At 48.3% G+C, this 21269-nt stretch carries 17 protein-coding genes and 1 pseudogene; 3 read left to right on the top strand and 15 right to left on the bottom strand.

Going from position 1 to position 21269, the window contains the following annotated elements; all coding sequences use genetic code 11:
- Window positions 1-12 precede the first annotated feature (12 nt).
- Entirely contained in the window at window positions 13-861 is an 849-nt protein-coding gene (locus ACEYCN_RS05655; RefSeq protein WP_373713324.1) for a DegV family protein, read from the bottom strand.
- Between the two features lie 165 nt (window positions 862-1026).
- Here ACEYCN_RS05655 and ACEYCN_RS05650 point away from each other — a divergent pair, with 165 nt between their 5' ends.
- Window positions 1027-1431 carry a TetR/AcrR family transcriptional regulator gene (locus tag ACEYCN_RS05650; RefSeq protein WP_373713323.1) on the top strand — a complete coding sequence of 135 codons (405 nt, stop codon included), beginning with the start codon at window positions 1027-1029 and terminating at the stop codon, window positions 1429-1431.
- A gap of 48 nt (window positions 1432-1479) precedes the next feature.
- Here ACEYCN_RS05650 and dexB read toward each other — a convergent pair whose 3' ends face one another.
- The 6 genes from dexB to ACEYCN_RS05620 all read right to left on the bottom strand — a co-directional run bounded on the left by dexB (window position 1480) and on the right by ACEYCN_RS05620 (window position 10330).
- The gene (gene dexB / locus ACEYCN_RS05645; protein ID WP_373713322.1) at window positions 1480-3090 is read right to left on the bottom strand and encodes a glucan 1,6-alpha-glucosidase DexB; all 1611 of its coding nucleotides are present in this window, start codon (window positions 3088-3090) and stop codon (window positions 1480-1482) included.
- Between the two features lie 501 nt (window positions 3091-3591).
- The gene (gene gtfA / locus ACEYCN_RS05640) at window positions 3592-5037 is read right to left on the bottom strand and encodes a sucrose phosphorylase (RefSeq protein WP_373713321.1); all 1446 of its coding nucleotides are present in this window, start codon (window positions 5035-5037) and stop codon (window positions 3592-3594) included.
- Between the two features lie 78 nt (window positions 5038-5115).
- Window positions 5116-5946: a carbohydrate ABC transporter permease gene (locus ACEYCN_RS05635; RefSeq protein ID WP_373713320.1), complete on the bottom strand. Its 831-nt coding sequence runs from the start codon at window positions 5944-5946 to the stop codon at window positions 5116-5118.
- 10 nt (window positions 5947-5956) lie between these two features.
- Window positions 5957-6829 carry a carbohydrate ABC transporter permease gene (locus ACEYCN_RS05630; protein WP_373713319.1) on the bottom strand — a complete coding sequence of 291 codons (873 nt, stop codon included), beginning with the start codon at window positions 6827-6829 and terminating at the stop codon, window positions 5957-5959.
- An 84-nt stretch (window positions 6830-6913) separates the two neighbouring features.
- Window positions 6914-8155 carry an extracellular solute-binding protein gene (locus tag ACEYCN_RS05625; protein ID WP_373713318.1) on the bottom strand — a complete coding sequence of 414 codons (1242 nt, stop codon included), beginning with the start codon at window positions 8153-8155 and terminating at the stop codon, window positions 6914-6916.
- A 9-nt stretch (window positions 8156-8164) separates the two neighbouring features.
- The gene (locus ACEYCN_RS05620; RefSeq protein WP_373713317.1) at window positions 8165-10330 is read right to left on the bottom strand and encodes an alpha-galactosidase; all 2166 of its coding nucleotides are present in this window, start codon (window positions 10328-10330) and stop codon (window positions 8165-8167) included.
- A 122-nt stretch (window positions 10331-10452) separates the two neighbouring features.
- On the opposite strand from ACEYCN_RS05620, the gene ACEYCN_RS05615 reads away from it, so the two are divergent.
- A complete protein-coding gene (locus ACEYCN_RS05615) occupies window positions 10453-11298 on the top strand; it encodes an AraC family ligand binding domain-containing protein (protein WP_373713316.1) in 846 nt (281 codons plus the stop codon).
- A gap of 37 nt (window positions 11299-11335) precedes the next feature.
- On the opposite strand, the gene proC is transcribed toward ACEYCN_RS05615, so the two are convergent.
- The 5 genes from proC to ACEYCN_RS05590 form a co-directional block, all read right to left on the bottom strand.
- Window positions 11336-12118 carry a pyrroline-5-carboxylate reductase gene (gene proC, locus ACEYCN_RS05610; protein ID WP_373713315.1) on the bottom strand — a complete coding sequence of 261 codons (783 nt, stop codon included), beginning with the start codon at window positions 12116-12118 and terminating at the stop codon, window positions 11336-11338.
- A 9-nt stretch (window positions 12119-12127) separates the two neighbouring features.
- Window positions 12128-13372, bottom strand: a complete 1245-nt coding sequence (locus ACEYCN_RS05605) for a glutamate-5-semialdehyde dehydrogenase (RefSeq protein WP_373713314.1) — start codon at window positions 13370-13372, stop codon at window positions 12128-12130.
- An 11-nt stretch (window positions 13373-13383) separates the two neighbouring features.
- Window positions 13384-14460 (bottom strand): glutamate 5-kinase, encoded by a 1077-nt coding sequence (proB, locus tag ACEYCN_RS05600; protein ID WP_373713335.1) that lies wholly within the window; start codon window positions 14458-14460, stop codon window positions 13384-13386.
- An 88-nt stretch (window positions 14461-14548) separates the two neighbouring features.
- Entirely contained in the window at window positions 14549-17041 is a 2493-nt protein-coding gene (locus ACEYCN_RS05595) for a bifunctional DnaQ family exonuclease/ATP-dependent helicase (protein WP_373713313.1), read from the bottom strand.
- A gap of 33 nt (window positions 17042-17074) precedes the next feature.
- Window positions 17075-17734 (bottom strand): endonuclease III domain-containing protein, encoded by a 660-nt coding sequence (locus ACEYCN_RS05590; protein WP_373713312.1) that lies wholly within the window; start codon window positions 17732-17734, stop codon window positions 17075-17077.
- 115 nt (window positions 17735-17849) lie between these two features.
- Between ACEYCN_RS05590 and ACEYCN_RS05585 the strand changes: the two are divergent.
- Window positions 17850-18486, top strand: a pseudogene (locus ACEYCN_RS05585) (MBL fold metallo-hydrolase).
- Between the two features lie 31 nt (window positions 18487-18517).
- Here the strand turns inward: ACEYCN_RS05585 and ftsX are convergent.
- From ftsX to prfB, 3 genes are all read right to left on the bottom strand, one after another.
- Window positions 18518-19447, bottom strand: coding sequence for a permease-like cell division protein FtsX (gene ftsX, locus ACEYCN_RS05580; protein ID WP_373713311.1), 930 nt, complete (start codon window positions 19445-19447; stop codon window positions 18518-18520).
- Entirely contained in the window at window positions 19440-20132 is a 693-nt protein-coding gene (ftsE, locus tag ACEYCN_RS05575) for a cell division ATP-binding protein FtsE (protein WP_373713310.1), read from the bottom strand. Before ftsE ends, ftsX begins: the two co-directional genes overlap by 8 nt.
- A gap of 36 nt (window positions 20133-20168) precedes the next feature.
- A protein-coding gene (gene prfB / locus ACEYCN_RS05570) for a peptide chain release factor 2 (protein WP_373713309.1) occupies window positions 20169-21264 on the bottom strand; the annotation gives its coding sequence in 2 pieces (ribosomal slippage) (window positions 20169-21191 and window positions 21193-21264; 1095 coding nt in all).
- Window positions 21265-21269 lie beyond the last annotated feature (5 nt).

The raw sequence follows: 21269 nt of genomic DNA, 5'->3' as shown, positions 1-21269 counted from the left end.
CTTCCATTCCTATTAACCTACTTCGTAGCCCATCAAGAGACCATTTTCTTCCGCATAGAAACTGCAGAGGCCTGAGGTGGCTACCAGCTCAATATCCGCTTGTGGATAGCTGGCCAAAATCAGCTCTGAAAATTGCTGGCAGAACTTGTCATTATTGCGATGGGCAATGATAATTCGTCCGCCTGCATAGCCAGCCTTTTGCAGCTCTTCAAAGGCTGCCGTTACTGCTTTTTTATGGCCACGCGCCTTCTGCAGCAATTCCAGGGTGCCTGTTTGGCTGGCTTCCCCCACCATGCGGATATTGAGAAGGCCAACGACCGTGCCCAAGAGCTTGCTGAGGCGGCCATTTTTGACCAAATTGTCCACCTTGGCCAGGACAAAGAGCAGCTTGGTCTTGGCTTGGTAGGCGGTGATGGCTTCGACTACTTGCTCAAATTCCAAACCTTGGCCAATCAGGCGATTGATTTCATTAACTATGAGGTCCATCTCCCCGCCAGCAGACAGGCTGTCGATAAGGTGGATATTGACAGAAGGATGGTCTTCTTGGAACATCTCCTTGGCCACTCTAGCACTGTTGAAGCTGCCTGATAAGGTCCCCGTCAAGCTGACCACAATGATATTTTCAGCCCCTTCATAGGCTGCAGCGTAGGCTTGCGGACTGGGACAGGCTGAGGTTGCGGCCTTACTGGAGCCATACATGGCATTCATCATGTAATCAATATCCAGATTGGTATCATCCACATAATCCGTACCCTCGATTTGAATGGAGAGGGGAACGGATTGAAAGAGGGTATCAGGGGCAAGATTGGCTAATTCCTTATAGTCACAGCCCGAATCCGCCACAATTTTCCATTTTGTCATTTTCATCCAACTTTCTAAGATAAATGACTTTTAATTGACAAGGTCACTATCTTCTTTTACAATTATTATAACATGAAAAGTATCCCTAGACCCTGACCTGGTCTTCGGATGTCACAGTGAATCTGAGCCAACCAAGTCCTGATTTATCTTTGCAAAGGAGAAACAATGACCAAGAGAAACATTTCCCCGAAATCCTTGAAAAACCTCTACCAATCCAACCAGGAAGCCAATCAGATTACCCGTGAATCCATTGAAACGGCCCTCTTGCACCTGATGGAAAAAAAGGATTTACCACAGATTTCCATTTCAGAATTGGTCAGAAAAGCTGGTGTTTCTCGCAATGCCTTTTACCGCAACTACAAGTCCAAGGAAGAAATCCTGGAATTAGCCTACGAACGGGCTTCCCACCAATGGATGGACAAGTGGAAGGACTTGCAGACCAAGGTTCAGAAAAACGGAGTACCCCAAACCGTCACCGATTTTCTCCAGCACCAAAAAGAAAAAGTATCCGACAATCCTGCCCTGGCTAACCTTGGCCAATGGTGGAAGGATAAGACAGGCCGCTCATAGAAAATAAACCGATTGGATATGGCATCCAATCGGTTTGTTGCGTAATCTCTAATCAAGGGCGATACAGAAAGCATCCCAGGCTTGGAGGGTCTTGCTTTCCAGAACCTTGACCTCTTGGGTATTGCTGATGATGGTCTCCTTGCTGGAAACCTCGAACTCAAAGGGCTGGGCTTGATCAGACAGATTGACCACAACTAGATAGCTTTTATCCCCTGTCGTCCGCTGATAGGCAAAGACCTTGTCTGCTGTTTCCAAGAGTTCAAAGTCCCCATCAATGAGCCAGTCCTCCTCTTTCCGCAGGGCCACCAGCTTCTGATAGGTGTAGAAGATGGAGTCTGGATTGGCCAGGGCTGCCTCCACATTGATGTCCTCATGATTGGGATGGACCGGCAGCCAGGTCTTTTCAGCACTGGAAAAACCAGCCTGATGCCCGTCTGTCCACTGCATAGGTGTTCTGGCATTGTCCCGTCCAATCTGGCGAATGCTGTCCATGATAGATTCCATGGACTGACCCTTTTCCAGGGCTTCCTTGGCATAATTGATGGACTCAATATCCTCAATCTGGCTCAAATCCGCAAAAGGATAGTTGGTCATCCCAATCTCCTCCCCCTGATAAATATAGGGTGTCCCCCGCATCAGGTGGAGCAAGATAGCCAGGGCCTTGGCTGATTTTTCGCGGTAAGGACCTGTATTGCCCCAGCTAGAGAGGACCCGAGGCAGATCGTGGTTGTTCCAGAAGAGGGAATTCCAGCCCTGGCCCAGCTCCAGCTCTGTTTGCCACTTGGTGAAAATCCGCTTCAGGGCTGCCACATCCAGCTCCTTGGCATAATCCCACTTCGGCGAATCTGGCTTGAACAAGAGTCCGATATGTTCAAACTGGAAGACCATGGACAGTTCTTGGTTGTCTGGATTGGAATACTGCTTGGCAATCTCAGGCGTAGCACCCCAGGTTTCGCCCACTGTCAGCAGGTCCTTGTTCAAGAGGCTGGCCTGGTGCATTTCCTTGAGATAGTCATGGAGCTTGGGGCCATTTCCTGTGATTTCCTGGTCTGGGATTTTCCCAATCAAGTCAATGACATCCATCCGAAAACCAGCCACTCCCTTGTCAATCCAGCAATTCATCATATCGTAAATCTTCTGGCGCAGTTCTTCGTTTTCCCAGTTCAGATCTGGCTGCTTTTTACTAAAGAGGTGGAGATAATACTGACCAGAGGCCTCATCATACTCCCAGGCAGAGCCAGAAAAAGTAGAAACCAAGGCATTGGGCTCATCGCGCCAGATATAGTAATCCCGCTTGGGACTGTCTGGATTTTGACGGGCCTCGACAAACCAGGCATGTTCATCGGAGGTATGGTTGACCACCAAGTCCATGATGATACGGATACCCCTCTTCTGAGCCTCATCCAGGAGTTCTTCCATATCGGCCATATCCCCAAAAATCTCTGCAATGGCTTCATAATCGGAAATATCATAACCATTGTCATCCATGGGGGACTGGTAGACAGGAGAGAGCCAGACGGCCGTAATACCCAGTTTTTGCAGGTAATCCAGCTTGTTGATAATTCCCCTCAAATCCCCAATCCCATCACCATTACTGTCCATAAAGGACTTGGGATAGATTTGGTAAATAGTCGCCTTGTGCCACCAGTGTTTTTTCATGATTGATTCCTTTCTAGGTCCAGAAACAGTTATTAGAGGCTAGGCATTAAGTCCAGCCTCGTTTATTAGAGTTCGTAATAACACTTTAACGCAGTGGTTGATTGGCAGATTTGTTCGTGTTCTACACTCCAAATCTGACCACTACGACTGATGCGAACAGAGTTCGCTCTATTTGTAACCTCCAAAGGTTTCCCAAACCTTTTGAGCTGTGCGGGGGTGGGAGTAAAATAGTCCAGTGGACTATTTTAGCCCGAACCTGCCATTTTGGAAGTGAGGGGAACTCTTTATTGACTTGTCGAGTTCTTTCCCACTCCCAATTACTAGGAGGTTAATGAATTGATACCAGTATAGCAAGCGGTTTCAGAAATTTCAATAGGTAACTTGTTGAAACCCTTTGTGCAACCTGCACAAGCTTAAGGCTTCTCGCCAAAATAGGATAGGATTGGAAGTGACCCTTTTTTAAAAAAATCCCCAAAAATGGGGACATTCTAGGAGGTTTGTTTATGAAAACTCAACCTGCTGTCCATTTTCCAAAACGGAATAGGTCAGGTCTTTTAGGTTGATCGTGGCTTCTGACACCACTGACTTGTCTGCATTGAAACGGGTGATGACTAGGCTGGACTCATCTGGTGTCGCCACTTCGATGCCGCCGTCTAGGTCAAAGGCTGGACTCTGATTGCGGTAGGTGAAAAGGCTGAGCAAGGCCTTGACAATAGGCCGCTCCACTTCCTGGGCAATCTCTTCGCTGCTGTAATAATGGCGGTTGATATTGCGGCCTTCCTTGGTGCTTTCCAGCAATTCTAGGTCATTTTTACCAGCCAGGAAGCCGACATAGTAGACCTGAGGAATTCCTGGTGCAAAAGCCTGGATAAGGCGGGCTAGGAAGTATTTCTGATCATCATCGCCCAGGGCAGAATAATAGGTCGAATTGATCTGGTAGATGTCCAGATTATTGTACTCAGCAGAGGAATACTTACGCTTGACATTGGCCCCAACCTTGTAAAGCTCGTTGGAGGCAAAGTCGATTTCCTCATCTGTCAAGATATCCTTAACATCCACCACCCCGATGCCATCATGGGTGTCCAGAGTGGTAAACTGCTTCATGGGACTCATCTTGAGCCACTTGGCCAGCTGATGGGTCCTGCCAGAATAGAGGGCGTGCAGGGTCACCATGGGCAGGGCAAAATCATAGACATAATAATCATGGTCGGCAATCTTAAACTGGATGGTGTAATGCTCATGGATTTCTGGCAAGAGCTCTGCTCCTGCTGCTGCGGCCATATCACGGACTTTATCCAAGAGGTCCCAAATTTCAGGCTCTACAAAGAAATCATTGGTGTCCAGCTTCTTGATGGCATAGGCAAAGGCATCCAGGCGAATGAGGTCGCATCCATTGGAAGCAAGGTTTTCGATGGTCTTCTGGATAAAGTCCATGGTCACCTGCTTGGTCACATCCAGATCAATCTGCTCCTCCCCAAAGGTATTCCAGAGGTGTTCCTTGCTGCCATCGGCAAAGATGATTTCCTGCATAGGTGCCTTGTCCTTGCGCTTGTAAATCAGGTCCACATCTTCCTTGGTTGGGCGGTTTTCTGGCCAGAATTTCTCCCAGCGCAGGAAAAGGTCTGCGTAGGCGGACTCGTCCTTCTTCTCCTGAAAATCCTTGTAGTATTTGGACTGGCGGGAGATATGGTTAATCATGAAATCAAACATGAGGTAGTATTTTTCTCCCAGACGCTTGACATCGTCCCAGTCACCAAAGGTAGGGTCTACTTCATCGTAATCCACTGGGGCAAAACCACGGTCCCCGGTCGATGGGAAAAAGGGCAGAAGGTGGACACCGCCGATGGCATCCCCAAAGTATTTGGTCAGGATTTCATCCAGCTCCTTGAGGTTCTTACCCAGACTGTCTGAGTAGGTAATCAACATTGTCTTGTTTGTAATGGCCATGGCTCACTCCGTTTCTATATGAACTGACTGTATTTTAATAATAATAATGCATCATCCTATGACATCTTGCATCAGAATTTATTTGACCGATCCGCTGGTCATACCTGAGATAATATTCTTTTGGAAGATAAGGTAGACGATGAGGATGGGGATAATCCCGACCACGTAGGAGGCAAAGGATGGACCGTAGTCACTGAAGTACATGCCCTGGTAGTTGTATTGGAAAAGGGGCATGGTCCAGGTGCTAGAATCCTTATTGAGCACTAGAAGGGGCATGAGGAAGTCATTCCAAACCCAGAGGGCATTGATAATCAAAACGGTCGCATGCATAGGCTTCATGAGGGGGAAGATAATCTTGCGGTACATGGTAAATTTGCCAGCCCCATCAATGGCTGCTGCTTCGTCCATCTCAGTTGGTACAATGGTTTTGATATAGCCCACATAGAGAAAGAGGGTCTGTGGGATAGCATAGGTCAGGTAAAGGATGGTTAAGCCCAGCAGGTTGGTCATGCCGAAGTCACTCATGAGCTTGGCCATAGGCAGCATGATGACCTGGAAGGGAACAAACATCCCGAGAATCAGGAGCGTGTACATGATGGCAAAAATCTTCCTGCGCTCCATATGGCGGGCAATGGAATAGGCTGCCATAGGAATGACCAGAATAATCAAGGCCACACTGACCACGGTCAGGAAGGCTGAGTTTAGGAAATACTGGGTAATACCATCATTGAAGAGCCTCTCAAAGTTGGCCAGGGTCCATTCTTCTGGCAGGCCAAAGAAATTCCCTGTGATTTCCCGTGTGGTCTTGAAGGAGCTGATAATGGTAACTGCCAGCGGAACCAACATGAGTAAAATCCCGGCTATCAATATGATGTAGGTAACAATATTGTGTTGTTTTTTTGATTTCATCCTTGTAACCTCACACTTCATATTTTCTAGAGAGGGTGATTTGCACCACAGAAATAATGGTGATAATGACAAAGAGCACCACCGCTAAGGCATTGGCATAGCCAAACTGATTGTTGTTGAAGGCATTCTCATAAACCAGGAGTCCCAGGGTTCTGGTCGCCCCGTCTGGCCCACCCTTGGTCAGGGAGTAAATCAGGTCAAAGGCTGTCAGACCGGATTTCATGGCCAGAATAAAGACCATACTGATAGAAGGGAGCAAGAAGGGCAGCTCAATTTGGAAGAACTGTTGCTGCTTGTTGGCCCCATCGATGGCTGCTGCTTCCTTGATGTCTTCTGGAATGGACTGAAGACCCGACAGGAGAATGACCACTGGCATGGCCAGACCCTGCCAAAGGGCAACAAAGAGGACCGACCAAAACACGGTATTCTCTTGGAAAAGGAGGTTGGAGCTGAGCCAGTCGATGCCCAGAAGCTCCCCAATCTGTGGAATACCATAGTTAAAGAGCTGGCTAAAAATCAAACCGATGGTAACGGTTGATAGAACGGCTGGGAAGAAATACCAGGTCCGAAAGAAGCCGACTGCCCGAATCTTGCGATTGAGAAGGCTGGCAATCCAGAGTCCGATGACAATTTCACCCACCACCAGGCCGATGGTAAAGAGAATGGTAAATCCTAAACTTTTGTAAAAGGCTTGGTCCTGGAAAATCTCGACATAATTGTCCAGACCGATGACATTAAAATTCTTTGTTAAGCCTGTCCAGTCCGTCAGCGAATAAAAGACGCCATTTATCAAGGGATAAAAGAAGAAAATCAGCTGAAGAGCAACCGGTATGGCCACAAAGAGATAGGCCCAGTTCCTACTGAGAAAGCCTTGTTTGTTCATAGAGTGTCCTCCTAGTTCACTAAGGCAAAGAGCCTGGTTTTCCATCCAGACTCTCTCCTTCCAATACATGACGCAACAAAGAGCTTATTTCATTGTGTCAAAGAATGTGTTCAAAGCATCAGTGTAGGCAGTCAAGTCCTTGTTCTTGATGTAGGATACATTCACATCCCAGAAGGTTTCTTCAGAAGTCCATTCTGAATGCAGCCAGATGGCTTGCTGGTCTGTGAAGGCCAGGGCTGCCACATCCGCCAATTCTTCAAATTTTCCTTCTGTTTCAACACCCTTGACTGAGGTTGGTGAACCGTCTACATCATAATATTTTTGCATGGCTTCAGTGGAGCTCAGGTATTTGACAAAGTCTTTTGAAGCATCAATATTTTCAGAATCTGCTGAAATGGATACAGCCATATCTGCTGCACCTACTGTCATCACAGGAGCATCTGCAGTCAAACCTGGCATTGGGAAAAATCCAACTTCAAAATCTGGCTCTTGTTGCTTGATAACGGTCAGGGCCCATGAGCCATTGGCCATCATCAGGGCCTTGCCTTCAGCGAAAACTGCAACGGTATCGGCATAGAGGGCACCATCAGAATTGGACTGGCCATTGCCTGCCAAGAGGTCAAGGTAAGCTGCTACATTTTTGGTGACTTCATCAGACTTGATAGCTCCCTTGTCGCTGAAACGCAGATAGTCATTGGCAGCTTGGGGACTTCCAGCAGACTGGATCCAGGCCAACTGAGCATAACCATTGACTGTCCAAGGATCACCCAAGGCTTCTGCAAATGGGGTTTGGCCATCATCCTTGATTTTCTTAACAATATCCTGGAACTCTGCCAAACTCTTTGGCACTTCGATTCCTAGTTTGTCGAAGGCATCCTTGTTGTAGTAGATACCAGACACGTTGGTAGTCAGGGGAACATTGTAGATTTTGCTGTCTACGGCATAGGCTTCTGCTGCCCCATCATTGAGGTTGCCAAGAATGTCAGACTCATCTGTCAAATCGACAAATTGACCATCTGCTGCCCAGCCTTTAAAGTCGGCATTCTGTGGGTAGATGTTGATGACATCAGGCGCTTCACCATTGGCAATCCGTGTCTTCAAGACGGTTCCTGCATCTGGGACGCTGGTCAATTTTACCTTGACCTCATCTTGAGACTTGTTGTAATCATCCACAATTTCCTGCAAAGTAACCTGCATTTCAGGTTTTTGAGAGAAAAATTCTACCTCCGTCACGCTGGATGAGCTGGATGATGAATTGCCACAAGCAACCAAGACACTGGCAAAGGCAACAGTTGTTGCAGCTTTAAGTAAAGATGTGAATTTCATATGTTCCTCCTATTGTTTATGAAATATATATTGGACACTGTAATAATCTTTTTGAACAGGGGGAATGGTGATCCCGATGTTCATGAGCTCATCTCCGTAAAAGCTGGCTCCCAATTCCTTAGAATAATAGAGAGCTTCGGCATCCAAGCCCTTGAGCTTGACCTGAATCAGGGGTGCTTCTGGCTGAGAGAGAACCTTGACGAAGGTGAAAACAACTTGACTCTTATCGTCATTGACATAATTGTAGGCGTAAGTGTTGCCCGTTTTCTTGAGGCGGTAATAGTCACCGAATTGAACAGTCCGCCGAATGGACTTGTAGGTCTCCACCTGTTGGGCGATTTCATCCAACTTACGCTCTGGCAGGGCATGGAGATCCAATTCGTAGCCCAGATTTCCCAGCATAGCTACATGTCCCCTCGTGGCCAAGGGGGTCACACGACCTGTCTGATGGTTGGGAACGGCTGAAACATGGGAACCGACGCTGATAGCTGGGAAGATGAGGCCAGTCCCTTCTTGGATAGACAGGCGGCCGATAGCATCCGTATTGTCGCTGGCCCATGCTTGGGGCATATAGTAGAGCATGCCCAGGTCATTTCGTCCTCCGCCCCCCGAACAGGATTCAAAGAGAATGTCTGGGAAGCGGCGGTTGAGTTCCTCCAAGACCCTGTAAAGACCTAGAATATAACGGTGATAAAACTCATGTTTTTCATGGTTGGCCTGATGTTCAGGGATATTGGTGATATTGCGGTTCATGTCCCACTTGACATAGCTGATGGGAGCTGATTGCAGAACTGCCGAAACAGCTTCAATCAGATAATCGCAAACCTCTTCCTTGGACAAGTCCAAGACCAGCTGCTCCCGGCTGTAAGTATGACCTCGGCCACTAATCTGGATGGCCCAGTCAGGATGAGCTCGGTAGAGGTCGCTGTCCTCTGAAACCATTTCTGGCTCGAACCAGAGACCAAAGGCCATCCCCAGATCATTGATTTTCTTCACTAAACCAGCCAAACCTGATGGCAACTTGTGGCGGTTTTCAACCCAGTCGCCCAGGGAACAGGTATCTGAATTGCGTTTGCCAAACCAGCCATCATCCAGGACGAAGAGCTCGATGCCTGTCTCCTTGGCAGATTGGGCCAACTCGATAATCTTGGCTTCCGTAAAATGGAAGTAGGTGGCCTCCCAGTTATTGATAAGGATAGGGCGCTCCTTCTGGGCCCATTTCCCACGGGCAATATGCTGGCGGGCAAAGCCTTGATTGTCCCTGGTCAGACCTGTAAATCCTTGATCTGTAAAGGAAAGCAGGGCTTCTGGTGTTTGAAACTGACTATGGGCATCCAAGCGCCAGCTGAAGAATTCATCATTGAGGCCAATCCCAAGCCGGCTGGTATGAATGGCTGTGGTCTCGACAAAGGCTGTGAAGTTTCCGCTATAAACCAGCTGGGCTGAATAGATGTCCCCTTTATCCTCCGTAGTGGCGGGATCTGCCAGGGCTATAAAGGGAGTTCTGGAATGGCTGGAAGCTCCGCGAATACTGGACACCGAATACTTGCCCTGGGTCAGAGGCGTCTGGGTCCATTCTTTTTCAAAGCCGTAGCGGCCTGTCAAACTGTGAATGGTAAAGTCCTTATGGGGCAAATCCAGAGTCAGCGACAGAGCTTTTTCCAACTGGACAGCCTGCTTGCCGGTTTGAATCAAGGCGGAGCGAGCCAGGAAATTGGCTTCCTCAAAGAGGCTGTAAGTCAGGGTAACGGTCACATCTGTCAACTGATCATAGAGGTCTACTTCCAGGGTCTCAACTTGATCTTCATTCCCAAAACTGGCAGGCAAACCTGCCAACTCTTTTTTCCCCTTGAAGATTCGATGCCCTTGATAGCGCAAATCTAACGCCGTTCCCTTATCATTTCGCACTTCGATGGCAGAAGTTCGGAAATCTCCCAAACCATTACTGCTGTACTCCAAGGCCAGGGTGTCCAGAGAAAAGGTCCTGTCCTGGCTGGTCGGATTGGGAGAAAAGGCCCGGTCCAGATATGTTATTTTGTTGTCAGGACTAAATATTTGTACTTTTTTCCCGAAATATCGGTGAACTACATATCCCTCATCTAAAACTTGCAGGATATAAGAGAAGTCCCTAGACTTCAAGTGAAATAAGGATAAATCCTCTTGGTATTCAATCATAGCGACTCCTTCTTTTTATTTGTTGGCTTCATTTTACCAGATGAAAGCGCTTTAAAAAATGGAATTTTGTTAGTACAATATGGTAAAATGTTAGAAATGATACTTTGAAGGAGACAACCATCATGCTCTTTTCTGAACTAAAATCCGATAGCAGCGACCTCTCCATTGACTTTTATGGTTATGAAGACTGCGCACCTTCCTACTCTTTTGGCCCTGCCATCCGGGAACATTTTGTCATCCATTACATCACCAAGGGCAAGGGAATCTTTTATTACAAGAATCAGGAAATTCCCCTCTCTGCAGGAGACTTGTTTCTGTTAAAACCCAATGAAGTCACCTTCTATCAGGCGGATCAAGAGGACCCCTGGTCCTATTATTGGATTGGCATGAGTGGCAACAAGGCCAGTGACTATTTTAATCTGTCCAACTTCGGTCTCAAGGCCTATCTCTACCATCAAGAGGACTTGGATACCAAGCCACTGGCCCAGCAGATTATCCAGTTGATTACCAAGGCCGAGTCCAAGGTCCAAACTGCCAACAAGCATCTGGAACTCTTAAGCCTGGCCTATGCCCTTCTCTTTGAAATCAGTGGCCTCTGTCCTAATCAGACGGTCCAACAGCTGAGTCAGGCTGAGCAAATTTGCCTGGAATGCCGCCACATCATCGAAAAACACTATAATCTGGATGGCCTGTCCATTTCAACCATCGCTAATGACCTCAATGTCAATCGCAGCTATCTGACAACCCTTTTCAAGAAGTTCTACCACCTCAGCCCCAAGGAATACCTACTCCATACCAGGATGAAACGGGCCAAGCAGCTCCTGGAAAATACGAGCGAGCCTATCAAAGTCATTTCCTATTCTGTCGGTTATCTGGACCCCCTCTATTTTTCAAAAGTGTTTCACCACTTCTATCAGATGTCCCCCAGCCAATGCCGAAAAATCCCACCCTTATCGCATTCGGACTAGTGATATTACCAAAAAAGGACCTGACGGTCCTATTTTTTTATTGTCCTAATTCTTTGGTCCGCTCCAGGGCCTGGTTGACCCCTTGGATGGTGGCAGCCTGGAAACCGGCCTGGGTCAAGGCCACCAGACCAGCAATGGTCGATCCTCCTGGCGAAGTGACTTGGTCTCTCAACTGGGCAGGGTGTTGGTCACTTTCCAGCACCATTTGAGCCGCCCCAAGAACCGTTTGACTGGCCAAGTCCTGTGCAACCTGGGCTGTTAAGCCATTTTGAATCCCTGCGGCTGTCATGGCTTCTATCAATTCATAGATGAAGGCAGGTCCGCAGCCTGCGATGGCTGTGGCGGCATCCATCAGGTTTTCTGGCAATTGTTTGACCAGGCCTGACTGGGCCATCAAGTCTTCAAAGAGACGGGCATTTTCTGCTTGGCTGGTTGCAAAAGTGGTCATGCCTTGGCCGATGGCAACAGGTGTATTGGGCATCATCCGAATGATTTGTTCAGCTGGCAGGTAGGTCGCCAACTGGTCCAGACGGACACCAGCTGCCATGGAAATCCAGACAGCGGTTGGGTTCTCAGCAATGGATGCTTCCAATTCTGACAGGACCGGCCCCACCAAGTGGGGCTTGAGGCCCAGAAAGATGACCTGGGCCTGGCTGGCAATTTCCTGATTGTCAGTAGCTTTTCCCTGAAAACGGTCTGCCAAGATGGCCAGTTTTTCCTGATTGTGATCGCTGAGCAGAAGCTCGTGTGGACCTGTCTTGGCCACTGCCTCTAAGATGGCAGCCCCCATATTGCCCAGTCCAATAAATCCTATTTTCATACTGTCTCCTTAGTTCCGAACCTGTCCATTACCTTTGATGATGTACTTGTAGGTGGTCATTTCACGCAAGCCCATTGGCCCACGGGCATGCATCTTCTGGGTCGAAATACCCAGTTCACAGCCCAGACCAAATTGTCCCCCATCGGTAAAGCGGGTGGACACATTGACATAGACCGCTGCTGAATCCACATGCTGGGTAAAGTAGTCTGCTGCCTGCTGGTTTTCCGTTACAATGGCATCGCTGTGGCCGGTCGAATGCTGACCGATATGGGCCACTGCTTCCGCCACATCCTTGACGATTTTGACAGCCAGGATATAGTCTAAAAATTCCGTGTCAAAGTCCAGCTCACCTGCTGGCACAGCCTCTTTGAGGTAGCCTAGGGCAGCTGCATCAGCCCGTAATTCTACCTTTCCTGCAAAGGCTGCTTCAAGAGCTGGCAAGAATTTCTCCGCAACATCCTCATGGACCAAGAGAACCTCTTGTGAATTGCAGACAGAAGGGCGGCTGGTCTTGGCATTGACTACAATCGCGAGGGCCTTGTCCAAGTCCGCTTCCTTGTCCACATAGATATGGCAGATGCCTGTTCCTGTCTCGATAACAGGCACGATGGCATTTTCAACCACCGCTTGAATGAGACCCGCCCCACCACGTGGCACCAAGAGGTCAATCTTCCCCTTGGCAGTCATCAGCTCAGTAGCTGATGCTCGACTGGTATCCTGAACCAGCTCGACCACTTCTGGCGCAATGCCCGCCTCCTGCAAACCAGCCTTGAGGGCTGTTACGATGGCCTGGGCAGAATGAAAAGCCTCCTTGCCTCCCCGCAGAATAACGGCATTTCCGCTCTTAATAGCCAGGGCTGCCGCATCAGAGGTCACATTTGGACGACTCTCATAAATCATTCCAATCAGACCAAAGGGAATGGACTGCTTGCTGATAACCATGCCATTGGGGGCAGTGGATTCCTCCAGAACCAGACCAACTGGATCTGGCAGGGCAATCAAGGCCCGAATCCCCGCAGCCATATCTTGAATCCGCTCCTCATTCAAGAGCAGCCGATCCAGCATGACAGTTGAAATGGAGGAGTTTTTGGCCGCTTCCATATCCAGAGCATTGGCCGCCAAAATCAAGTCACATTGATTTTCCAGTTGATTGGCCATGGCTTCCAAGGCTTGATTTTTTTGCTCAGTCGAAGCCAAATTGATGGCCGCCTTGTGGGCCAAGAGTGAATCTAATAATGCTTGTGTTGTGGTCATGGTATACCTCCTTAGAGTGTGACCCAATCATTTCGATGGATAAAAATGCCCTCAGGCTGGCCAGCTGCACACATGGCCTGCAAGTCGGCAGATGAAATCTTGACCCGACCCTTGCCAATCAGGCGGTGGTCTTTTTGGCTATAAACAGCGACGATGCTGCCCGCCTCAAAATCCCCTTCAATCAGCTTGATACCTGCAGCCAGGAGACTGCGCCCCTGCTCCAGCATGGCTTTTTCCGCTCCTGCGTCGATTTCCACCGAGGAGTCGGTTCTGGCATAAAAGGCCATCCATTGCTTGCGTTGGTTCATGGCATGGTCATCCGCCAAAAAGAGGGTGCCGCGATTGGTCTGATTAACTGCCTGCAGAAGGGCTGTGTCTTCCTTTGAGGAACAGATAAAGACTGGAACACCAGACTTGGTCGCAATCTGGGCTGCCTGCAACTTGGTGGTCATGCCCCCCGTTCCATTGGCCGAACCGGCTCCTGCTGCCATCTCAAAGAGGTCAGCTGTGATGGTTTCGATTCTGTCCAAATGTTTGGCCTGGGGATTGGTATTGGGATTGTCCGTATAGAGGCCGTCCACATCCGTCAAGAGAACCAGCAAGTCCGCCTTGAGCAGAGAGGCAACTTGGGCCGACAGGGTGTCATTATCACCCACCTTGATTTCCTCAATGGCAATGGTGTCATTTTCATTGATGATGGGGATAGCCCGCTGGCGCAGAAGAACCTGGAGGGCCTGGGAGGCATTTTGATAGCGTCTGGCATCCGCAAAATCATCCTGGGTCAAAAGGACCTGGGCGGACACGATACCGTCCTTCATGAGATTTTGGGTGTACTCTTCAATCAAGAGCCCTTGGCCAACTGCTGCACTGGCCTGTTTTTCCGCAATCTTGGTCGGCCTTTTTTCAAAGCCTAAACGGCGAAAACCAGCCGCAATGGAACCCGATGTGACTAGAACAATCTGGTGACCCTCTTGGTGGAGCTGGGCCAGTTGATTGGTGATACGGGCAATCTTGATCCGGTCCAGACTACCATTTTTTTGGGTCAAGGAACTGGTTCCCACCTTAAAAACCAGGATTTTCTCTTTCATCATGCGCCCTCTCTTCATAGAATCTTTCCAAAAAGTATACCATAAATATGCATTTTAGACCATAAAAAGAACGGCTGGCGCCATTCTTTCATTTCCTGTGATTATTTAGCTGTGTTTTGCAAAAAAATTCTGCCAATTTTTCAGGTAAATCCGTCAGGGAACTGTGGCTGACCTGGTACTCATCCTTCAAAAAGCGCTTGATTTGTCGGCTATACCGCTTGTTTTGACAGCGATTGTCCAAGAGGATGACTGCTGATACCTGTCCATCATGGCGCTTGGTCCGACCGATGGCCTGCTTGAGCTTGAGCAACATGACTGGCAGATTGTAATCATAGAAGGGCTGTTTGCCTTCTTCCCTCAAGACATGATTGATTTTTTTGACCAGGGAATCCCGCGGATTATCAAAGGGCAGGCGGGGAATCACCTGGATGATTTGCTCCTGACTGGAAAAATCGACTCCCTCCCAGAAGGCGCCTGTTGCCAGCAAGAGCTGACTTTCTCCCCGTTCAAAGCGCTTTTTCACCACCATCTCACTGCCATCTCGGTACTGGGCCAAGTGTCCCAACCCTTTTTCATCCAAGAGGTTTGAGAGGGCCGCCAAGAGAGCCTTGGAGGTAAAGAGAAGCAAGATGGGCTGGGCCAAGACCAGACAGTCCTGGACAAAGTCTGCTAAAAATACTGCCTGTTCTGCCAGGTCCATTTCCACCAGGTCAGGAAGGTCCTCCAAGAGGAAAATCTCCTGCTGCTGGCTCCTTTGACTGGGCAGCTCATCCATGGTGAAGTCCTGAAAGCCCAGCAAATCCGCCAAATTGACCCGCTTACTGATGGATAGGGTGGCAGAGATACAGAAGGTTTTGGTCTGGGGCAAAAGCGATGCCAAATCCAGCAAGTCCAGCTGACTAGCCCGCAAATGGTAGCGGGACTCCCCATCTGCCGGCTCATCTTCTATCCAAAAATGATCGTAAAAATCCAAAAACCAACTCAAATCCAAAAGCCTATTTTCCTGCATATCCAATTCCTGCAAGTTCTGCCTAAGTTGCTCCAAATCCTGGCTAGCCACCTCTGACTGGCCCTGGTACTGATAGTTAAGCACCAGCTGCTGCAACTCAAAAAAACTGCTTTCGTAGAGCCGCTGTTCCAATAAGTTCTCCGATTTATCCTTACCACTCTGCAATTGTTGCAGCAGGGGCTGAATGGGCAGGCTCTGGCTGGCCAGAGACTCTGCTGTCAGGAGTAGTTTTTGGGCCTCATCGATGACCAAGATTCGATTTTCCGTCAGATAGGCCTGGTCCTTGAGATGATGGAGCAAATAGGCATGATTGGTCAGGAGAAGCTGGCACGTGCGGGCCCTTCTATGCAGGCGACGCCAGAAATCCCAGTCCGCAAAGAGGGACTGAGCCCCCAAGGAACCATCGTGCTGCAGCTCATCGAAATAGGGCTGGTAGCGCATCTTGAGCTTGAATTCATCCAAGTCACCCGTTTCCGTCTCGCAGAGCCAGACCAGGATTTGCATCTTGTGACGGTTGAGGAGGCGGTTGGGGTCATCCCGTTGCAGGGTCTGCCAAAAGGTATCCAACTTGAGAAAATGCCTGGAGGATTTCAGGGATTGAATAGATAGTCCAAAGCCATCAACCAGACTTTTCCCCTCTTTTTCCATAATCTGCTGCTGCAGGACCAGGCTGGGCACTGAAACCAAAAGGGGCTCCTGACTAGCTGCCAAAAGGGGCAGGAGATAGCCATAAGTCTTGCCGATGCCAGCCTGGGCCTGAATAAAATGCACCTTCTTATCATCTTCCAAGCGTTCCTCCACCAGACTAGCAAAAGCCTTCTGCGGTGCCCGCTCATCCAGACCCAGCAGGGCCAGATTTTCCGAAAAATCCTGAGCCAAGAGCCTCATCTCTTCTTGCGGAAGCTCTTTTTTCAGCATCAGACCCTGCACATTCTGGTAGGCATCGCTACAGTATTCCGACATGCCAGCATAGACTTCCTCGATGACCAGCCGACTTTCAAAAATCAGATGGTCGGCAAAATCCAAAATCTGACTGACAGTCTGTTTGGGCAGGCTAGCAATCTTGGCCTGAATTTTAAAGAGCAACTGGGCCGTGGCCATGGCATCCGAAATAGCCGTGTGGGCCTGTTCCAGGTCCAGGTCCAAGTCCTCTGCCAGATGGCTGAGACTGTATTTCTCCAAGGTTGGAAAAAAGAGTTGGGCCAACTCCACCGTATCCACTCGTGGTGTGTGGAGATCAAAGCCCTCAAAAAATAGATTTTCCGCCAGCAGATTGCCATCAAATTTGACATTGTGGGCCACAAAAACAGCATCCTCAATCAGGCGGTAGATTTCCTCGGCTACCTGGCTGAAATCAGGAGCCTTTCGCAAACGCTTGTTACTGATCCCCGTCAAGAGTTGAATCTGTGGCGTCAAGTCCTCATGGGGATTGACATCCTGCTCATAGGTTTGGACGACTTGACCATTCTGGACGATGACAATGCCTACCTGAATAATTTTTGCATCGCTCCCTGTCCCCGTAGCTTCCAAGTCCACAATGGCATAGCGATGTCCAATTTTTTTCTCTGTCATACTCTTCAAATTATATCACATTTCTGACTGTTTTTAGGACTCAGATTTTTCGAGTTTCAACCGATCCCCAGCCAAAAAACTAGACTCAAATTTTTCCATAGGCCGAAAATGGGCCTTGCCAAACTCATCAATGAGTCCATGAAATTCCTGAGCATCCGCAAAGGTAAAGGGAGCTGGCAGTCGATGCAGCCTCTTTGCCAAGGTCTGGTAATCACCCAGGCCCTCTACCCCCAGAAGGCCAAAGAGGGTTCTGGCATACTTATCAGCCACAAACTGGGGCTGGTCAAAAATGTAGGTCAGAAGAACATCTGCTGTCTCCGGCCCCACCCCATGCAGACTCAGGAGGACAGTCCTCAGATCAGAGCCATAAGTCTCACAGATAACTTGCGGGTCTGCATCATGGTCAAGATACCATTTTGCCAATCCTTGAATAGCCCTGCTCTTGTTTTTCATAAAACCTGCTGGCCGCACCAAGTCTTCCAAGATTTTGGTATCTAATTGTACAATATTTTCAAAATCATAGGCTGTTGCTTCCCTGATAAGCTGAGAAGCCCTGGTCGCATTAGCCTCCGTCGTATTTTGAATCAGCACCGCTTCAATCATGATTTGTTCCTTACTGTCAGCAGGCCACCAATTGGTCGGTCCCATATGGGCCAACATTTTCTGATAGAGTTCATACAAGGTCAGTTCCATCTTTGCATCCTTTCCCTTCCTATTTTATCAAAAAATGAGCCAAGCCTGAATGGAGAGCCCTCAATCCTGTCAAAATGCCCAATTTTTGGTAGACTATCCTTGAGGAGGATTTTCCATGAATTTACATCGCATCACCAATGCCATCGCAGCCGAAAAACACCTATATTCTTGAAAATGACCGCCGCCTAATCCTGATTGACCCAGGCAGTGACTGGCCCGCCATCGAAGCCAGCATCCGCGAGCTCAACAAGCCCATCACAGCCATCCTACTGACCCATACTCACTACGACCATATCATGAGTCTGGAGAAAGTTCGAGCAAGCTTTGGCCAACCACCCGTTTATGTGTCAGAAAATGAGGCCAGCTGGCTCTACTCTCCATTGGACAATCTCTCTGGCCAACCCAGACACGATGACCTGCCAGATGTCATCTGCCAACCAGCCGAGCAGCTCTTTCAATATGATACAGCCTATGACCTGGACGGCTTCCAGTTCCAGGTGGTCCAAACACCTGGCCACTCCTGGGGCGGTGTTTCCTTTGTCTTTCCAGAAGAGGAATTGGTCATCACAGGCGATGCCCTCTTTCGAGAAACTATCGGTCGCTATGACCTGCCTACTGGAAACTTTGACCAACTGATTCAAGGCATCAAGGACAAGCTTCTGATCCTGCCTGGCCATTATCGGGTCTACCCCGGCCATGGCCGTGATACCACCATCAGCCACGAAAAAGTCTTCAATCCCTTTTTACGATAAGAAAAAGACCCGATCGGGTCTTTTTGCATGTTTAAATCTTCAAGAAGCGACTCATTGAAATCATGGAACCCAGTGATCCGATGACAATTCCTACTAGGAAGAGGCTTCCAATCATGATTGGAACAAAAATATTCATTGGAATCAAGGAAAGATTCTGGGTGGCCAAACTTGGTGCCACAGATTGATAGGCAATCTGATAGAGGAAATAAATCAAGGCTGATGGGGCAATGGCTCCCAGCAAGCCAACCCAGGCACCCTCCAAAAGGAAGGGACCGCGGATGTAAGAGTTCTTGGCTCCAACCAGACGCATGATTTGAATCTCGCGGCTACGGGAGATAATGGTAATCCGAATGGTATTGGAGATAAGCAGAATAGCTGTCACCAAAAGGAGGGCTGTTGCCACCAAGCCCCAGGTCCGAACTAAGTCAGCCAATTTAAAGATTCGCTCGGTTTCCACCTCACCATCGCGCACCTCAGAAACACCGTCAATTTTGGCAACTGCTGCTGCCACTTTTTTCACCGACTCTGGTGTCTTGGTCTCAATAATGTAAGCATCAAAGAGAGGGTTGGCATCCCCTGAGAAGAGATTCCAAGTTTCACCCAACGTGTCTGTCAGGTGTTTGAGCTGTTCATCCTTGCTCGAGTAAACTACCTTATCGACATCTTCCATGGCCTTGATTTCATTAAAGATGGCTAGATAACTGTCATTTTTAACTGTCTCGCCAACATCATTGACAACCATTTCCTGCTGGTCTGTTGAACCCTCTCGCAAGTAGACATTGATACGGACATTATTTTCCAAATCAGTAGCTAACTTGGCTGTATTCAAGATAACAGAGGCAAAAATACCTACCAAAATTAGTGTAATGGTCACTGAAGAAATAGCTGCAACTGTCATCCAACCATTTCGCTTAAGGCTTTTCAGCGACTCCAGAAAATGTCTAAAAAATCGTCTAATCATCGTATCCGTACTCTCCTTCATGTTCATCACGTACCACTCGACCGTTCTCAATTGCAATAACGCGGTGGCGGAGTGTATTTACGATCTGGCTATTATGGGTCGCCATCAAAATCGTTGTTCCCTGCAAATTAATGCGCTCCAAAAGGTTCATGATTTCCCATGAATTTTCAGGGTCCAAGTTACCGGTCGGCTCATCCGCAATCAGCACTTTTGGATTGTTAACGATAGCACGCGCAATGGCAATCCGCTGCTGCTCCCCACCAGAAAGCTCGTTTGGGAAAGAGCGGATTTTATGCTTCAAACCCACTAAATCCAAGACTTCCATCACCCGCTTTTTAATATTGCGAGGTTTCTCACCGATAACTTCCATGGCGTAGGCAATATTTTCAAAAACAGTTTTTCGTGGCAAGAGCTTGTAGTCCTGGAAGACAACCCCTACACTACGACGCAACATCGGTACATCTTTTTTCTTGATTTTTGCCAAGTTAAAATCTGCGACCGTCAAGCTTCCCTTATCAATTTTTTCCTCTCGATAAAGCAACTTGATAAAGGTTGACTTACCAGCTCCAGATGGGCCTACGATATAGGCAAACTCACCTGATTCAACACTGACAGATACCCCTCTAAGGGCTGTTGTACCATTTCCATACTTCTTGGAAACGTCTCTCATTTCGATAATTCTCATAAGTTTCCTGTCTAATGACAGTCCTTTCTACAGATTTTAGCGGATACGCCATTTCAAATAGGCATCGATAAAGCCTTCAATATCCCCGTCCATGACCTTGTCCACCTGGGCCACTTCGAATCCTGTTCGGTGGTCCTTGACCATAGTATAAGGGGTGAAGACATAGGACCGAATCTGGCTTCCCCAGGTAATTTCCTGTTTGTCCCCCTTGAGGGCATCGACTTCCGCTGCTTTCTTTTCCTGCTCCATTTGGTAGAGCTTGGCCTGGAGCATTTTCATAGCCCTATCTCGGTTGCCATACTGGGTCCGGTCAACTGTAGAGGCGACCACAATCCCTGTCGGAATATGGGTCAGGCGAACCCCAGTAGAAACCTTGTTGACATTTTGACCACCGGCTCCGCCAGAACGGAAGGTATCCATCTTGATGTCGTCTTCACGAATGTCCACTTCAATGGTGTCGTCCAATTCTGGCATCACCTCTACAGAGGTAAAGGAAGTATGGCGGCGTTTGGCCGAGTCAAATGGTGAAATCCGAACCAGGCGGTGAACACCCATTTCTGACTTCAGGAAACCATAAGCATTTGGACCTTCAAAGGAAAGGGTGACCGACTTGATGCCGGCTTCATCACCAGCTTGATAATCCAGAGTTTCCACCTTATAACCCATAGCATTACCATAGCGCATATACATCCGCATGAGCATTTCTCCCCAGTCCTGGGCCTCTGTACCACCAGATCCTGGATGAATTTCCAGAATGGCATTGTTGTGGTCGTAGGGTTCAGACAAGAGCAGGGTCATCTCGTAGCTAGTCATTAGCTTGTCCAGCTCGGACAGTTTATCCACCAACTCCTCACGGACTGACTCGTCTTCTGCCAGGAAATCCCTTAGAATCTCTGACTCTTCCAACAAATCAATCATCTGATGGAAATTGTTGTAGGTTGACTTCAACTCATTGAGTTCCTGGGATGTTTTTTGGGCCGCTAAATTATCATTCCAAAAATCAGGTTCTGTCATCTTATTTTCTAAGATGGCAATCTCTTCTTCCAGACCTTCTAAGTCAAAGAGACCCCCTGAATGAGTTCAATTTGGCCTCAAGTTCTTCGATCTTCTGTCGAATTTCTGCTGTATCCATGTACA

The organism is Streptococcus sp. (assembly GCF_041802885.1).
Classification (GTDB): domain Bacteria; phylum Bacillota; class Bacilli; order Lactobacillales; family Streptococcaceae; genus Streptococcus.
The sequence above is the reverse complement of the archived record's forward strand: the minus strand, read 5'-3'. Positions and strand labels throughout refer to the sequence as shown.

What these genes read in the sequence shown, in the direction of transcription:
- ACEYCN_RS05625 (WP_373713318.1), bottom strand. Translation starts at nt 8,155, where the DNA reads ATGAAATTCACATCTTTACTTAAAGCTGCAACAACTGTTGCCTTTGCC.
- ACEYCN_RS05620 (WP_373713317.1), bottom strand. Translation starts at nt 10,330, where the DNA reads ATGATTGAATACCAAGAGGATTTATCCTTATTTCACTTGAAGTCTAGG.
- ftsE (WP_373713310.1), bottom strand. Translation starts at nt 20,132, where the DNA reads ATGAGAATTATCGAAATGAGAGACGTTTCCAAGAAGTATGGAAATGGT.
- dexB (WP_373713322.1), bottom strand. Translation starts at nt 3,090, where the DNA reads ATGAAAAAACACTGGTGGCACAAGGCGACTATTTACCAAATCTATCCC.
- proB (WP_373713335.1), bottom strand. Translation starts at nt 14,460, where the DNA reads ATGAAAGAGAAAATCCTGGTTTTTAAGGTGGGAACCAGTTCCTTGACC.
- ACEYCN_RS05595 (WP_373713313.1), bottom strand. Translation starts at nt 17,041, where the DNA reads ATGACAGAGAAAAAAATTGGACATCGCTATGCCATTGTGGACTTGGAA.
- ACEYCN_RS05650 (WP_373713323.1), top strand. Translation starts at nt 1,027, where the DNA reads ATGACCAAGAGAAACATTTCCCCGAAATCCTTGAAAAACCTCTACCAA.
- ACEYCN_RS05615 (WP_373713316.1), top strand. Translation starts at nt 10,453, where the DNA reads ATGCTCTTTTCTGAACTAAAATCCGATAGCAGCGACCTCTCCATTGAC.
- ACEYCN_RS05655 (WP_373713324.1), bottom strand. Translation starts at nt 861, where the DNA reads ATGACAAAATGGAAAATTGTGGCGGATTCGGGCTGTGACTATAAGGAA.
- proC (WP_373713315.1), bottom strand. Translation starts at nt 12,118, where the DNA reads ATGAAAATAGGATTTATTGGACTGGGCAATATGGGGGCTGCCATCTTA.
- ACEYCN_RS05590 (WP_373713312.1), bottom strand. Translation starts at nt 17,734, where the DNA reads ATGGAACTGACCTTGTATGAACTCTATCAGAAAATGTTGGCCCATATG.
- ACEYCN_RS05635 (WP_373713320.1), bottom strand. Translation starts at nt 5,946, where the DNA reads ATGAAATCAAAAAAACAACACAATATTGTTACCTACATCATATTGATA.
- ftsX (WP_373713311.1), bottom strand. Translation starts at nt 19,447, where the DNA reads ATGATTAGACGATTTTTTAGACATTTTCTGGAGTCGCTGAAAAGCCTT.
- ACEYCN_RS05605 (WP_373713314.1), bottom strand. Translation starts at nt 13,372, where the DNA reads ATGACCACAACACAAGCATTATTAGATTCACTCTTGGCCCACAAGGCG.
- gtfA (WP_373713321.1), bottom strand. Translation starts at nt 5,037, where the DNA reads ATGGCCATTACAAACAAGACAATGTTGATTACCTACTCAGACAGTCTG.
- ACEYCN_RS05630 (WP_373713319.1), bottom strand. Translation starts at nt 6,829, where the DNA reads ATGAACAAACAAGGCTTTCTCAGTAGGAACTGGGCCTATCTCTTTGTG.